The 14,560-nt window shown below is 67.4% G+C and carries 14 protein-coding genes; 8 read left to right on the top strand and 6 right to left on the bottom strand.

The window, feature by feature from the left end:
* Positions 1 to 268: 268 nt before the first annotated feature.
* On the bottom strand, positions 269 to 1,114 hold the full coding sequence (locus tag FDK12_RS07530; protein ID WP_137368998.1) for an NAD(P)-dependent oxidoreductase: 846 nt from the start codon (positions 1,112 to 1,114) through the stop codon (positions 269 to 271).
* A gap of 79 nt (positions 1,115 to 1,193) precedes the next feature.
* Positions 1,194 to 2,294: a LacI family DNA-binding transcriptional regulator gene (locus FDK12_RS07525; protein ID WP_137368997.1), complete on the bottom strand. Its 1,101-nt coding sequence runs from the start codon at positions 2,292 to 2,294 to the stop codon at positions 1,194 to 1,196.
* 175 nt (positions 2,295 to 2,469) lie between these two features.
* Between FDK12_RS07525 and FDK12_RS07520 the strand changes: the two genes are divergently transcribed.
* The 5 genes from FDK12_RS07520 to FDK12_RS07500 are packed head-to-tail and all read left to right on the top strand — an operon-like array spanning position 2,470 to position 7,171.
* Positions 2,470 to 3,327 carry an ABC transporter substrate-binding protein gene (locus FDK12_RS07520; protein ID WP_137369209.1) on the top strand — a complete coding sequence of 286 codons (858 nt, stop codon included), beginning with the start codon at positions 2,470 to 2,472 and terminating at the stop codon, positions 3,325 to 3,327.
* A gap of 59 nt (positions 3,328 to 3,386) precedes the next feature.
* Positions 3,387 to 4,175, top strand: coding sequence for an amino acid ABC transporter permease (locus FDK12_RS07515; protein ID WP_137368996.1), 789 nt, complete (start codon positions 3,387 to 3,389; stop codon positions 4,173 to 4,175).
* A complete protein-coding gene (locus FDK12_RS07510; protein ID WP_137368995.1) occupies positions 4,172 to 4,939 on the top strand; it encodes an amino acid ABC transporter ATP-binding protein in 768 nt (255 codons plus the stop codon). The genes FDK12_RS07515 and FDK12_RS07510 overlap by 4 nt, the downstream gene beginning before the upstream one ends.
* Positions 4,939 to 6,063 carry a Gfo/Idh/MocA family oxidoreductase gene (locus FDK12_RS07505; RefSeq protein ID WP_137368994.1) on the top strand — a complete coding sequence of 375 codons (1,125 nt, stop codon included), beginning with the start codon at positions 4,939 to 4,941 and terminating at the stop codon, positions 6,061 to 6,063. The genes FDK12_RS07510 and FDK12_RS07505 overlap by 1 nt, the downstream gene beginning before the upstream one ends.
* Positions 6,050 to 7,171, top strand: a complete 1,122-nt coding sequence (locus tag FDK12_RS07500) for an NAD(P)/FAD-dependent oxidoreductase (RefSeq protein ID WP_137368993.1) — start codon at positions 6,050 to 6,052, stop codon at positions 7,169 to 7,171. The genes FDK12_RS07505 and FDK12_RS07500 overlap by 14 nt, the downstream gene beginning before the upstream one ends.
* A 36-nt stretch (positions 7,172 to 7,207) precedes the next feature.
* Here the strand turns inward: FDK12_RS07500 and FDK12_RS07495 are convergent, their stop codons facing one another.
* From FDK12_RS07495 to FDK12_RS07485, 3 genes are all read right to left on the bottom strand, one after another.
* Complete coding sequence (locus FDK12_RS07495) at positions 7,208 to 8,335, bottom strand: LacI family DNA-binding transcriptional regulator (protein WP_137368992.1); 1,128 nt, start codon at positions 8,333 to 8,335, stop codon at positions 7,208 to 7,210.
* Positions 8,336 to 8,338: 3 nt separating this feature from the next.
* On the bottom strand, positions 8,339 to 9,268 hold the full coding sequence (locus FDK12_RS07490; protein WP_137368991.1) for a PfkB family carbohydrate kinase: 930 nt from the start codon (positions 9,266 to 9,268) through the stop codon (positions 8,339 to 8,341).
* A gap of 109 nt (positions 9,269 to 9,377) precedes the next feature.
* Complete coding sequence (locus tag FDK12_RS07485) at positions 9,378 to 10,373, bottom strand: SIS domain-containing protein (RefSeq protein ID WP_137368990.1); 996 nt, start codon at positions 10,371 to 10,373, stop codon at positions 9,378 to 9,380.
* Between the two features lie 276 nt (positions 10,374 to 10,649).
* Between FDK12_RS07485 and FDK12_RS07480 the strand changes: the two genes are divergently transcribed.
* Genes FDK12_RS07480 through FDK12_RS07470 form a run of 3 tightly spaced genes read left to right on the top strand, consistent with a single transcriptional unit; the run spans position 10,650 to position 13,727 of the window.
* On the top strand, positions 10,650 to 11,966 hold the full coding sequence (locus FDK12_RS07480; RefSeq protein WP_137368989.1) for an ABC transporter substrate-binding protein: 1,317 nt from the start codon (positions 10,650 to 10,652) through the stop codon (positions 11,964 to 11,966).
* Complete coding sequence (locus tag FDK12_RS07475; protein WP_137368988.1) at positions 11,935 to 12,897, top strand: carbohydrate ABC transporter permease; 963 nt, start codon at positions 11,935 to 11,937, stop codon at positions 12,895 to 12,897. The genes FDK12_RS07480 and FDK12_RS07475 overlap by 32 nt, the downstream gene beginning before the upstream one ends.
* On the top strand, positions 12,891 to 13,727 hold the full coding sequence (locus tag FDK12_RS07470; RefSeq protein ID WP_137368987.1) for a carbohydrate ABC transporter permease: 837 nt from the start codon (positions 12,891 to 12,893) through the stop codon (positions 13,725 to 13,727). The genes FDK12_RS07475 and FDK12_RS07470 overlap by 7 nt, the downstream gene beginning before the upstream one ends.
* Before the next feature lie 120 nt (positions 13,728 to 13,847).
* Here the strand turns inward: FDK12_RS07470 and FDK12_RS07465 are convergent, their stop codons facing one another.
* Positions 13,848 to 14,513 (bottom strand): SDR family NAD(P)-dependent oxidoreductase, encoded by a 666-nt coding sequence (locus tag FDK12_RS07465; RefSeq protein WP_137368986.1) that lies wholly within the window; start codon positions 14,511 to 14,513, stop codon positions 13,848 to 13,850.
* Between the last annotated feature and the right edge of the window lie 47 nt (positions 14,514 to 14,560).

Below are 14,560 nucleotides of genomic sequence, written 5' to 3'. Positions count from 1 at the left end.
GTATGAGGTAGAACCCAACTTATACCCCCGGGGGGTATCCGTCAAGGTATGGTGCGGTATAGCACGGCCAAGCCGTCCACCGGTAGGTGCGGATGGGCCCGCGGCACAGGGGGGGGCTCGGGGTTCGGTTCGGGGCTGCAGGGATTCCAGCGCAGCACCCGGCGAACCCGCCATCACCGGCTGTCGAAGAGCGTCGCAAGCAATCTGAGCGTCGCCCCGGCCGAGGTGTCCGGGGCCTGCTGGTGTCCCGGCGCAGCCGACTCCGCTTCTAGCCCAGTTCGGGCTTCGTGATCACCGCGATGTCGTGGTCGCCCGCGCCCGCGCGCTGCGCGTCGGTGAGCGACTGCAGTACCGCGGTGACCGCCGGCAGCGGGAGGGGAGTGGAGCGCAGCATGAGCCGTGCATCCTTCGCGAGCAGGTCCGCGGAGAACTGGGTGTCGCCGAACGTCCCCTCCGTGATGACGGCGCCTTTCATGCCGGCGATGACCCCGAGGCCGGTTTCCTTGAGCAGGTCGAGCACGCCCGCGGCGTCGAGCCCGTTCGCGGTCCCCAGGCGCAGGGCCTCGACGAGTCCCTGCAGCGTGACGCCGAGCGCGAGGTTCGCGAGCAGCTTGCCGGTGGCAGCGTCCGACGGCGTGGCGACGCGGCGCAGGCGCTCGGCGTCGCCCCACAGGGCGGCCAGCGGTTCGACGACGTCGACGTCCTTGGACGCACCACCGAGCAGGACGCCGAGCTGGCCCGCACGGGCAGGGGCGAGGCTGCCGATGACCGGACCGTGGACGTAGCGGACGCCTGCGGCGACGGCGTAGTCGGCGAACTCGCGCGCGTCCTCGGGGGAGACCGTCGTGACGTCGAACCAGACGGCTTCGGCGGGAAGTTCCAGTCCCGAGAGCACCACCTCGCGCACCGTGTCCGGGCCGAAGAGCACGGTCATAACGACGTCGGCGTCACGGACGGCCTCCTCGGGCGACTCCGCCTGGAGCGCACCCGCATCTCGGAGGCGTTCGACGGCGCTCGCCGTGCGGTTCCAGGCGGTGACCTCGTGGCCGGCCGTCAGCAGGTGTACGCCGAGTTCATGGCCCATGCGTCCGACGCCGAGCAGTGCGATCTTCATGTGGAGGTCCTCCGGGGAGTAGGGGTGGTACAGCCAGTATCGATCCTCCGGCGCGCAGTCCGGGAACCGGGCCATCGTGTCAGGCGGAGGCGCCGGTAGTCACGGGATCGACGGGGGAACCAATCGCGGCGACGGATCCCCGCACTATCAGCCGGGACGGCAGGGCCAGGTGCTCCGGTTCGCTGCGGTCCCCGCCGATGCGCCGGAGCAGTATCTCCGCTGCAGCCACGCCCTGGTCGTAGACGGGCTGGGCGACCACCGTGATCGGCGGCGTCATCAGGCCAGCCCAGGGCAACTCGTCGAACATGAGGAAGGAGACATCGTCGGGAATCCGTATCCCGGCACGCTGGAGTTCCGCGAGGGCCTCGAGCGCGATCACGCTGTCGGAGGCGACGATGGCGGTAGCCGGATCCGGGCCTGCGAGCAGCGCGTCCACGAGGTCGGCAATGCTGTGCTGCTTGCCTGCACCCAGGCGGATCAGGTCGACCGGCAGGGCCACGCCTCCCTCGTCGAACGCGCGGCGCATACCCGCGATCCTCTCGGCGACGGGATTGCTGCCGAGGTCCAGATCCACCGTGAAGTCGGCGCCACCGACGTCGAGCGAGGAGATGTAGCCGACCCGCGTGTGCCCCTCGTCGAGGAGATGGCGCGCGGCCTGGTAGGACACCTGCTGCATCTCGGCGACGACGGTGTCCACCGGCAGGCTCGGCACCTTCCGGTCCAGCAGGACGACCGGCCGCCCCGAGTCGACCACACGCTTGAGGTGGGTGCTGGGGGACCGCGTGACGGGCGCGACGATCATTCCGTCCACGCGCTTGTCCAGCAGGACGTTCACGGCGTCGATCTCGGTGGACAGGTCCTCTCCGGTATTGATCAGGATGACGTCGAAGCCGCCCGCCTTGCAGGTGTCGTAGATGCCGCGCATCGCAAGACTGAAGTAGGGGTTCTCGATGTCCCCGACCACGACGCCGATCGTCTTCGAGCGACCGGTGTTCATGCTTCTGGCCAGTTCGTTGGGGTGGTACTGCAGCGTCTCCGCAGCGGCGAGGACGCGTGAGCGCACCTCGTCGCTGACGGCGCCGTAGCCGCCGAGAGCCCGCGCGGCCTGTGCCTTCGACACCTGGGCGAGTTGTGCGACGTCCGCCACCGTCGTGTACCGGGACGTTGAAGAAGATTCCATGAAGCCCTCTCGAAACAGTTGACCAACTCCGGAGTGCGGGGTACGTTCTTCACCAACCCGTGTGAGTCCGGTCTCATTCTAAGCAGGTGAGACCGGACTCAACAAGCAAGGCGAAGGCATTGCAGCAGCGAGCATGGGCCCCACCACTCACCCGACACCTTTGGAGTACCCGGACATGATGCGCACCATCTCCCGCCCCTTCGCCCTGGCTGCGGCCGCCCTCGCAGCAACTCTCGCCCTGAGTGGCTGCGGCGGTAGCGCGGCCTCGAGCGAAGAGGACAACCCCTACAGCCTGATCGAGCCCGGCACGATCCGCGTTGCGAGCCTCGGGGACTCGAAGCCGTACACCTTCACCGACGAGTCGGGGAACTTCACGGGCTTCGACGTCGAACTGTTCACCGACGTCGCGCACCGCATCGGCGTCGAGGACGTCGTCTTCACCGGCCAGGACTTCTCCGGCCTGCTCTCCGCCGTCGCCAACGAGCAGTTCGACGTGGGAGTAGCCGCGATCGGGATCACCGAGGAACGCCAGCAGACGGTGGACTTCTCCGATGGATACCTCGCCGGCTACCTGACCCTCATCACCCGCGAGGATTCCGGCATCACCGACGAGAAGAGCGTTGCGGGCCACCGACTGGGGGTTGTCCAGGGAACGCTCCAGGAGGCCTACGCGGTGAAGAACTTCACGGAGTCGGACCTCGTGCGGTTCCCCGACAACAACACCGCGATCGCCGCGGTCAACAGCGGCTCCGTCGACGCACACTTCCTCGACTACGAAGCCGCGCAGGACTACATGGAGCAGTACGGCCTGGTGTCCGCAGCGGACATCCCGTCCTTCGATGCACCGGCAGGATTCGCCATCGGCAAGGACAAGGAGGAGTTCAAGGCCGCGCTCAACGAGGCGCTCGGCGACGCCATGGAGGACGGCACGTGGAAGGAACTCTACGAGAAGTGGTTCCCGGGTTCCCCGATGCCGCAGCAGTACCTGCCGAGCGCCGAGCAGACGGCGACCCCGGCTCCCACCAGCAAGTAGCCGCACGGCAAGGCACGCACACCTCCCCGGTGTTGCACCCGACAAACTGAGAGCCCCTCATGGACTTCCTCGACAACCTCGTCAAGACCTTCTTCGACGTCGACTCGATGCTCACCGTCGCACCACAGCTCCTGACGGTGGGCCTCGTGAACACGCTCGTCATCTCCGCCGCCTCCACAGTCATCGGCCTCGTCCTCGGGATGGTGGTCGCCGTGATGGGCATCTCCACCTCCCGCTGGCTGCGGATCCCGGCGCGCATCTACACGGATCTCTTCCGGGGGCTCCCTGCGATCCTGACCATCCTCCTGATCGGGCAGGGTTTCGCGAAGTTCAGCCAGAGCATCTTCGGGCCGTCACCGTACCCGCTGGGGATCATCGCGCTGAGCCTCATCGCCAGCGCCTATATCGGCGAGATCTTCCGCGCCGGGATCCAGAGCGTGGACAAGGGGCAACTGGAGGCCTGCCGCGCCCTCGGCATGAATTACGGACGGGCCATGGTGCTTGTCGTCATCCCGCAGGGCGTGCGGCGCGTGCTGCCCGCACTCGTCAACCAGTTCATCGCGATCGTCAAGGACTCGTCCCTGGTCTACTTCCTGGGACTGCTCGTCTCGGAGCGTGAGCTCTTCCGCGTCGGCCAGGATGCGGCGGTGAACACGGGTAATCTCTCCCCGCTCGTGCTGGCCGGCATCTTCTACCTCGTCGTCACCGTTCCGCTCACACACCTCGTGAACTACTTCGACCAGCGCTTCCGCAGCGGTCGCCGCCGGCCTACCGCGCCGACGAGCGGACTGAAGGAAGTCACAGAACTCGACGCGGTCAGCCCGCTCACCACAGGGAGCAACACATGAGCAGCACCACCAGCACCTCCGCCGACCAGCTCACCTTCCGCGGCTCCAGCCTGCAGCTGAAGAACCTGTGCATGGCGTACGGCGACATCCCCGTCATCCGCGACGTCAGCCTCGAGATCGCTCCCGGCACCACCACCTGCATCATCGGTCCGTCGGGGTCCGGCAAGTCGACCCTGCTGCGGGGCATCAACCGGCTGCACGAGCCCAGCTCCGGCGGCGTCCTGCTCGACGGCGAGGATGCCCTGCGCGTCCGGCCGGACGTCCTGCGCCGCAGGATCGGGATGGTGTTCCAGCACTTCAACCTCTTTCCGGACCACACCGCGCTGGAGAACGTCGCCCTGGCGCTGTGGAAGGTCAAGGGGATGTCGAAGAGCGAGGCGACGGAGCGTGCCCGACGACAACTCACGGAAGTCGGCCTGGGGGAGCGCGCCGACCACCGGCCGCGCGACCTGTCCGGCGGACAGCAGCAGCGGGTGGCCATCGCGCGTGCTCTGGCGATGGAACCCGAGGTCATGCTCTTCGACGAGGCGACGTCCGCCCTCGACCCGGAACTGGTCAAGGGGGTCCTCACCCTCATGGCGGGACTGTGCGAGCGGGGCATGACGATGGCGGTCGTGACGCACGAGATGGGGTTCGCCCGCAGGGTCGCCGACCAGGTGGTCTTCATGGACGAGGGCGAGATCGTCGAGGCGGGTCGCCCGGAGGACCTGTTCGACAATCCCCGCAGCGCCCGCCTGCAGCGTTTCCTCTCGGAGGTGCTCTGATGCCCCGGCCCTTCCGCACCGCGATCCTCGGGTTCGGGATCTCCGGCAAGGTCTTCCACGCTCCGCTCGTCGCCGCGAACGGGGACTTCAGCCTCGACGTGATCGTGACCGCTGATCCGCAGCGCGCGCAGGACGCCCGGGCCAGCTATCCGGCCGCCCGCATTGTCGGGACCTCCGCCGAGCTCTTCGCGCTGATCGATTCCGGGGAGGTCGAGCTGGACGTCGTCGTGCTCGGCACTCCGCCGGGAACCCACGCCGAGCAGGCGCGGCAGGCCTTTGCGCGGGGACTCCATGTCGTCGCGGACAAGCCGTTCGTACCCACCAGCTCGGAGGGTGCACTCCTGCTGCGGGAGGCGGCGGAGGCCGGCGTGCTGCTCACCGTCTTCCAGAACCGCCGGTGGGACGCGGACTTCCTGACCCTCGGGAAGCTCCTGGCCTCGGGGGAGCTCGGCGAGGTCCACTCCTTCGAGAGCCGCTTCGAGTGGTGGTTGCCCGAAGGCTTCGGCAACTGGCGTGACACGACGACCGTCGCGGAGGGCGGCGGCATCCTCCACGATCTCGGAGCCCACCTCATCGACCAGGCCATCCAGCTGTTCGGCCCGGTGCAGGAAGCCTACGGCGAACTGGACCGCAGGACGGAGGGAGCTGCTGCGGACCAGGACAGCTTCGTCTCGCTGCTCCACGCGTCGGGTGTGCGGTCACGGTTGTGGATGAGTGGTTTCGCCGCCCTGCCGGGTGCCCGCTTCTCCGTCTCCGGCTCGCTCGGCGCCTACGTGAAGTGGGGGCTCGACGGACAGGAGCCCGCGCTGGCAGCAGGTGCGGATCCGACCGCCGAGGAGTACGGCGTCGAGACGGAGGAAGCCTGGGGCACCGTCTCGAACGGGAGCACCCGACGCCGCGTCCGGCCCGAGCGGGGGGCCTACCCCGCGTTCTACGAGCTCCTGGCGCGCGCCCTGCGCGGCGAGGGACCCCTGCCCGTCGACCCGCAGGACAGCATCGACGTCCTGCGGATCATCGAGGAACTGCATCACCGGAGCGAGCACGCTCCGGCTCCATCAACCTCATCCAACACGTCATTCAACACGTCATCCAACACGAAGGAACCAACCCATGAGCACGGCTGAACCAACACGACGCGTCGCAGTTCTCGGCGGTGGCATCCTCGGGGTCTCGACGGCGGTGCACCTCCTGCGTGAGGGCGCGTCGGTCGTCCTGGTCACGGAGGCCGAGCTCGCGAGCGGAGCCTCGGGCAGGTCGCTGTCCTGGCTCAACAGCGCGGGGGAGCGGACCACGCCGTACCACCAGTTGCGGGTGTGCGGCATCGACCGGTACCGGACGCTGTTCGCATCGGACCCGTCCCGCGACTGGCTGCGCTTCGACGGCGGCCTCCACTGGGCGGAAGCAGGTTCCGAGCAGGACACGGTTGCACGGCACGAGTACGAGAAGGCCCACGCCTACGACTCCGTGCTGGTGTCTCCCGGGAGCGTGGACGACCACACGCCCGGTATCAGCACGGACGCGGTCGGCGAGGCCTCGATCTTCAACCCCGGCGAGGGCTGGGTCAGCCTGCCGCACCTGATCGAGTTCCTGATGCAGGAGTTCACCTCCCGCGGAGGCGAGCTCGTGACGAACGCCGGTACCGCGCGCGTCCGGGTCGAGGAGGGACGCGCCGCCGGCATCGACACCGACAGCGCCGGTTTCTTCCCGGCGAAAGACGTCGTGGTGGCCTGCGGACCGCAGACCCCCGCCGTCGTCGCCGAACTGGGCGTCGAGATCCCCGACGCCTCACCGGTGTCGATGCTCGTGACCACCGCTCCCGTCGACCACCCCGCGAAGACGGTCCTGAACACGCCGCGGGCGGCTGTGCGCCCGAACCCGGGCAATACCTTCGCGCTCGACCACGACTGGTACGAGGAGAGCATCACGCAGGACGCGGACGGGACGTATTCGATCCCGGAGGACGTCGTGGAGCAACTCGCCGACGAGGCCGCCAAGCTGCTCGAGGGCCGGCCGCAGCTCACCGCGGCATCCTGGAAGATCGGACGGAAGCCTATTCCGGGCGACGGCGAGCCGGTGTTCGGGGAGCTCGAGGGCGTCCCGGGCTGCTTCGTCGCCTTCACGCACTCCGGGGCGACACTCGGGCTCATCGCGGGCGAACTGCTGGCCAACGAGATCGTCACCGGCCGCAGGCACCCCATGCTCGAGACCTTCCGGCCCGGTCGCTTCGCCTGACCGGGGAAGTAGCGGAACGGCACCGGCGGGGAGGGCTCAGGCACTCCCCGCCGGTGCCGTCTGCGCGTGCTGCGCACGGGATGGCGGTGCAATGGAGGACCGGGCCATGAGCTCGGCCGGAAGCATGTGGAGCCGCGGCTCGTACTCCGCGGCGCCGATGCGCGACACGACCTGCTCCACGGCGAGCCTGCCCATGGCATCCACGGGCTGGGCGATCATCGTGAGGGGCGGCTGCATGACTGTCGCCCAGCTCGTGTCGTCGAAGCCCACGAGGGAGACGTCGCGGGGGTAGGAGAGTCCGAGGTCCTGCACCGCGCGGAGCGCGCCGATGAGCGCTTCCGCCTCGGTCGCGAAGATGGCGGTGGGAGGATCGGAGGCTTCGAGCATTGCCACTGCCGCCGTCGCTGCGGACTCCTCGGTCTTCGCGCCGGTGGTGATGAGGGCCGGTGAGTAGGGGATCCCGGCATCCTGAAGAGCATCCAAATACCCCCGCAGCCGCTCGGCGTCGCTCCAGAGACTGCGGGTGTTGACGGTCAGGAGATCGTCCAGGGTGTCGACCGCCGCATCGGTGGTGGGACCCCACATGAACCCGATGCGCCGGTGGCCCGCCTCGATGAGCGTCCGCGTCACGCGTCGCGTTTCCGCGCGGTTGTCGACGACGACGGCGTCGAGGTGCAGCCCCGGAACGAGCCGGTCGATCAGCACCACGGGTGTGCCGCGCCGGGTCGCCTCGGTGAGGTGCTCCGCCTCGGGCGCGCCGACCGCCGCCGAGGACACCACGATGCCGTCCACCTGCTTGTCGAGCAGGACACCCACGGCGTGGCGCTCGGCTGCCAGATCCTCGTAGGTGCTGATGACGATGACGTCCAGGTTCCGCGCGCTCGCAGCGTCGGAGGCTCCGCGGATGAGGCCGGAGAAGAAGGTGTTGCCGATGTCCGCGACGACGATGCCGAGGGAGTTCGTGACTCCCGTGGTCATGCTTCGGGCTAGGATGTTGGACCGGTAGCCTAGCCGCTCCGCCGCTGCCAAGACCCGCTCGCGGGCGACGGCGCTGACCGATCCGTAGCCGCCCAGCGTGCGCGCCGCCGTCGCGCGCCCGACCCCGGCTTCCGCCGCGACGTCTGAGATGGTGGGAGCGCTGCTGGAAGGATGCTCGGACGCCATGGGCTAATGGTAACGAGGCAGCGGGACGCTGGGTCCGGCGAGGGCGGCCCGGGCCTCGTCAGGGTCCGCCTCGGAGAACGGCCAGCCACGGCCGAAGGCGCCCTCGACGGTGCATTGCCGGGCGGAATAGAGGGCGGCCGCGCTCATCGCGGCCGCTATGTCGCCGGCGTCCAGCTGTCGGTTCTGCGACCAGCCCCTTTGCAGCAGACCGAGGAGGAACGCGGTGAGGTAGGCATCTCCGCACCCCATCGTGTCCACGACCGACGACGGCGTAACGTACTCGGAGGCTCCCTCGTGAAAGGTGCTGCCAGCCAGGAGAAGAGCGCCCTCGGTGCCGCGCGTCGCGAGTGCGGCACCGGCACCGTGGCGCACAGCTGCCAGGAGCAGACGTCTCGAGTCCCGGAAGGTGAGGTCGGCGCAGGAGAACTGCGCGAGGTCCACGAAGGGGCACACGGAGGCAAGGTACGAGTCCGAGCGCCGGTCGTCGTCGGACGAGAAGTCGAAGCTGACGCGCGGAACCGCGGCACGCAGGGCAGGAAGGTGCTCCTCAATGCCCGAGTAGACGCTGGAGTGCACTACGTCGAAGCCGGTCATGTAGTCCAGATCGGCGGCCGAGGGTCGGAGGGGCTCCGCGAGGGTGACGCCTCCGCCGTTCCAGTCCAGGAACTGGCGCTCGCCGTTCTGCAGCCGGATGTTTGTCCAGCCACTCGGTCCGTTGCGGGTGATGGAGCGCGAGATGTCGACCGATTCGGCGATGAGGGAGTCCTTCAGCAGATCGCCGAACCGGTCGTTGCCGAAGACGCCGAGATAGGCCGCGTCGGCTCCCAGCCGACGCGCGAAGACGGAGAAGTTGACGCTGTTGCCGCCGGGATAGGACGTGCGGCGGTCGATGAAGCGGTCGACGATATTGTCGCCATAGCCGAGAACGCGCATGGGTGCCTTGCTGCTCGAAGGGAGGACCACCGGCCGGGTGGCGTGCACCCGGCCGGTGGCGGAAGTTCACCGACTGATCAGTACCGGACCGGATCAGGACCGGGTCAAATCAGTACTCCACAACCCGGTAGTACCGGCGCAGGTCGAGCGAGTGGTCGCGCTGCTTCTCGAGGTGCTTGCTGATCCGGCTGGTGATCGTGTCCATGACCAGCGGGCCCAGCAGCCCCCGGAACTCGTCGTCGACCCCCTCCAGCGGATAGTCCGCGGTATCGAGGACGGTGGTGGCCTGCGAGTACTTCTCGGAGAATCTGACGACCCGCTCCATGAGGGGACGGGTCTCGTCCTCGCCAACGAAGAGCAGGACGCTGGTGTCCGGCTCGATCAGTTCGAGTGACCCATGGAAGAACTCCGCGCCGTGCACCCTGGTGGTGTGCAGCCACTGCATCTCCTCGAGGATGCACATGGAGTACAGGTAGGCGTGTCCCCAGAGGTTGCCGCTACCGACGACGAAGTGGAAGTCGGTTGGTTTGTGCCGTTCCGCGAAGGCCTCCGCCACCGGTTCTGCCTGCTGCGCCACGCCTACGAGGGCCTGAGGCACGGCGGGCAGCTGGTTGACCAGCTTGTCGTAGCCGGCGAACTCGCCGCGCTCTGAGAGGAAGCGGGTGGTGAACAGCAGCAGCCCGAGATCGAAGGGCCAGGCATCGGGCTCGGTGATGAGCGCGTGATCCACTGCCTGCGCGATCGGACTGTCGGCGATCCCCGTGAACCCGACGGTACGGACACCTCGGGCGCGGCAGTACTCGATGCACTGGACGACGTCCTCGGTGGTGCCGGACGCGGACGCGAAGACGGCCACGGAACGCTCGTTCAGCAGGGCGTCACCGGACAGGACGAGTTCGGCGGCGATGGCGGAGCGGACGGGCACGGTGGTGCTCCTGCGCAGGAGGTGCTCGTAGGGCCACATCGCTGCGTAGGTTCCGCCCGAGCCGATGAGGAAGACCGCCTCGACGTCGGAGAGGCCCCCCACGATGTCTTCGATCTGCGGCTGCAGGGCCAGGAAACTGTGGGCGCGTCTGAGGAACTGGTCCTCATCGAACTTCAGCATGACGATCCTTTCGGGAATTGCGGCGGTCGATACATATTGATACCGGTATCACCGGCACATCGTTGCATGCTGAAATCCGGAACGTCAATCGATAGAGCCTGCTGCTGTCTGTCGAACACGTCATCTTCGAGATCGCCGCGTCCTCCCTCTGGTACCGGTATCAAACTTGCGCTACTGTGATCCGCACCACGCGGAAGTGCAGTCCCACCGGGCAGCTGCCGACCACCCGCAGCGAAGGCTCCCGGGCAGGTCCCGGTCAAAGAAGGAGGCTCGGCCATGAAGAACGTCCGACTGAACATGTGCGCGGTGTCCGCAGCGGCACTGATGGGCCTCACGGCCTGCGGCGGGGGAACAGAGGTAGAGGCCGCCGACCTCACCGCCGCACCCGAGTACGACGGCACCCTGTCGATCCTCACGAAATTCGGGGGAGAGCCTCTCTCGCCCTACTTCGAGGACCTCGCGGCCGAATACACGTCCCTGCATCCGGATGTCGACTTCGAGATCATCCAGGAGACCGACCAGAGCATCAAGGACAAGACGAAGACGCTTGTCGCCTCATCCGCACTGCCCGACATCTACTTCTCGTGGACCGGTGACTACGCCGACAAGTTCATCGAGGGAGGTCTCGCCGCGGACCTCAGCTCCGTCCTGTCGCCGGAGTCGGAATGGGGCGCCGACTTCGGGGCCGCATCCCTCGACGCGTTCGCGAAGGAGGGCAAGTACTACGCCGTCCCCCTCTACAACAACGGCAAGTTCATGGGCTACAACAAGGCGATCTTCGACGCCGCCGGGGTCGGCGTCCCCACGACCTTCGAGGAACTGCTCGCGGCGTGCCCAAAGCTGGAAGCGCAGGGCGTGGAGCCCCTGGCCTTCGGCAACAAGGACGGCTGGCCGGGCCTGCATTTCCTTCAGCAACTTTTCGCCTACAACGTGCCGCAGGACGTTCTGGAGGACGACTTCGTCCCCGCGACGGCCACCTGGGACCATCCCGGGTACGTGACGTCGCTCGAGCAGTTCCAGGAAGTGGTGCAGGAGTGCACCAGGACAGGGAGCGATTCCAACGGCGTTCTGTACTCGACGGCTCAGCAGGCCCAGTCCGCAGGCAAGGCTGCGATGTACTTCCAGGAGATCCTGGAGTTCGATTCGGTGGTCACGGACACCTCCGAGATCACTGCCGAGGATTTCGGGATCTTCGCCCTGCCCGCGCCCGAGGGTGCGCAGGGTGATCCTGCCGCCCTCGAAGGATCTCCCGAAGGCATGATGGTCAACGCGCGGTCCCCACGCCAGGCGCTCGCCGTCGACTTCCTCAAGTTCGCCACCAGCAAGGCGAATGCGGGGAAGCTCGCGGGGGCCCCCTTCAGCCAGCCGAGCACCATCGTGGGAGCAGTGTCTGAGTCGACGGCCAGTCCGGCCGTCGTCGAGGGAGTCGCGAAGCTCAACGAAGCCAGCTATCTCCTCGGGTGGCTCGACGCCGTCACGGTGCCCGACGTCGCCGACGCGTGGCTCGCCGGTGGCGAGGCTCTGGTGTCCGGATCCGAAACTCCCGAAGAGGTCCTGAGCAATGTCCGCGCCGCTTCAGACAGCGCCAAGTAGGACGGCCGCCGCAGCACCCCTCCTCCACCAGCCCGTGGAGGAGGGCGTGCGGCGGCACCGCACTTCGCGCGGCTGGGCGTGGGTGGTGCCGGCGCTCCTGGTGCTGGGCGCCTTCGTCTACCTGCCGCTGCTGCAGAACCTGCAATACAGCGTCATGGAGTGGGACATCTACGCAGGGGGATCCTCCTTCGTGGGACTGGCGAACTACGAAAAGCTGGTTCACGACCCGGTGTTCTGGCGGGCCCTGCTCAACAACTCGGCCTACGCCGCGGTCTCCCTGATCTGCCAGGTCTTCGGTGCGCTGCTGCTCGCCGCGCTGGTCGAGGGCCTGCGGTCGGAACGCTGGCGGCGTGCACTCCGCGCCATCTACTTCGTCCCGTCCGCGATCTCCCTGACGGTCGCCGGGCTGCTGTTCTACTTCATCTACGAGCCGGAACTGGGCATCCTGAACGCGTTCCTGAGGGGTGTCGGACTCGACTCCCTGACGCAGGCCTGGCTGGGGCAGGAGGGTACGGCGATCTGGGCCGTGATCGCGATGAGCCAGTGGCAGGGCTTCGGCTACTCCACGCTGCTGTTCGCGATCGCCATTCAGCGCATTCCACAGGATCTCTACGATGCTGCCGCGCTCGACGGCATCGGGCCGGTCCGGAAGTTCCTGCAGGTCACCGTCCCGCTCACGCGCGAGATGACCGGCCTGATGATCATCGTCACGCTCTCGGGAGCGTTCCAAGTGTTCAACGAGGTCATGGTGATGACCAGCGGTGGCCCGAACAATTCGAGCCAGGTGCTGGTCTCGTGGCTGTACCGGATGGGATTCGGCCGCAACGATTTCGGCTATGCCGCCGCCATCGCGACGGTGATCTTCATCCTGACGCTGGGTGTCGCGCTGCTGCAGCTGTCCATCACACGGAGGAGGAGGGTCGAATGGTAAGTCGTACCGGACTCCTGGGGGTCGTCCTGCGCACCTTCATCGCGTCGTTCCTGCTCGCCCTGGCCGTCGTCGTGATCTACCCGCTGCTGTGGATGGTCCTGAACGGCTTCAAGACCAACGGTGAGCTCTTCGGGAACCCTTTCGCGCTGCCTCTGCAGTTCACCTGGGACAACTATGTCAAGGCCTGGAACCGCGGTGTCAGCAACTACCTCGTGACGAGCATCCTGGTCACCGTCACGTCGACCATCGCCACGGTCTTCATCAGCGCGTGGGCCGCGTACGGCCTCACCCGGATGCAGCTGCCGTTCAGCCGGACGGTCCTCGCGCTGATCCTCGGCGGGCTCATGCTCGCTCCCGCCGTCGCACTGATCCCGCTCGTCAGGATGTTCCAGGCACTCGGGCTCTACAACACGTTCTGGGCGCTGCTGATCCTGTACGTCGCATTCCGCATCCCCTTCACCACCTTCCTGATCCGCGCCTACATGGTCGATCTGCCGCTCGAGATCGACGAGGCGGCAGCGGTCGACGGTGCCGGCAAGGCGAGGGCGTTCTGGAGCATCATCCTGCCCATGTGCAAACCGATCCTCGTGTCCAGCGTCATCCTGAACATCCTGTTCACGTGGAACGAATACCTGTTCGCCATGGTGTTCACCAGCGGAGGGGACCTCCAGACGCTCCCCATCGGGCTGACGAACCTGATGAGCAAGCACGGAGCCGAATACCCGGTCGTGTTCGCGGGGATGACCATAGCCGCCGTCCCGGTGATCCTGCTCTTCTTCCTCACGCAGAAGTACTTCGTGCGGGGACTCGCGGACGGCGTCGGAAAATAGGTACCGGGCGCGTCGTTCCACCTGGGATCGTCGCCGAGCGGTGCGACGTCGTCCGGTTCGGCCCGGTCCAGCCGGATCGGACCGATCCAGTTGGACCGGACCGGTGCGACGAGTCCCGTCCTAGTCGGAGCTGACCTGGTGGCGGAAGGTGTCGCGCCGCGTGTGGAGGTCCCACAGGATGCCGGCGAGGACGTCCGGGCCCTTCTCCGGATCACCTTCCACGATGCGGCCGCCGATGATGAGCTGCGACACATGGATGCCCTCCTCGCCGAGCACCTCGTGCAGCAGTTGCGCGTAGGCGGCCTGTCCCGCGAACGCCACCGAGGTGCCGGTGACGCCGCGGCCGGGCTTGACGGCGGATCCTCCGTTGACGAAGAGGATGGTGCCTCGGTTCTCGCCGAGGAACCGCATGCCGGGCAGGACCTGGTGCACGGCGGCGACGGGCCCGTAGATCGAGAACTCGACGGGACCCTTGAGGTCCTCCGGCGTCGTCTCGAGGACGGGCCGCATGAAGTCCTTCTGGGGGAGGGGGCTGTACTGCAGCACCTCGATCGGGCCGAGCGTCTCGGTGGCCGCTTCGAGCGCCGCGGCGATGGATGCAGGATCGCGGACGTCCGCGGCGAAGCCCCGGGCGTGGATACCGGCCTTGCCGAGGTCTTCCGCAAGGGCGTCGACCTTGCCCTGGCTTCGGGAGATGAGGGCGATGGAGAACCCTTCGGCTCCGAAACGCCGTGCCACGGCGGCTCCGAGGCCGCGTCCTGCTCCGATGATTGCGAGAGTAGTCATTCTCTGTGCAATCGCCGGAGCGCCTTGATAATTCCGTGACCTCCCGC

Source organism: Arthrobacter sp. NamB2 (assembly GCF_005281365.1).
GTDB lineage: Bacteria > Actinomycetota > Actinomycetes > Actinomycetales > Micrococcaceae > Arthrobacter_D.
Note: the sequence above shows the minus strand (reverse complement) of the source record. Positions and strands in the feature narration are given on the sequence as shown.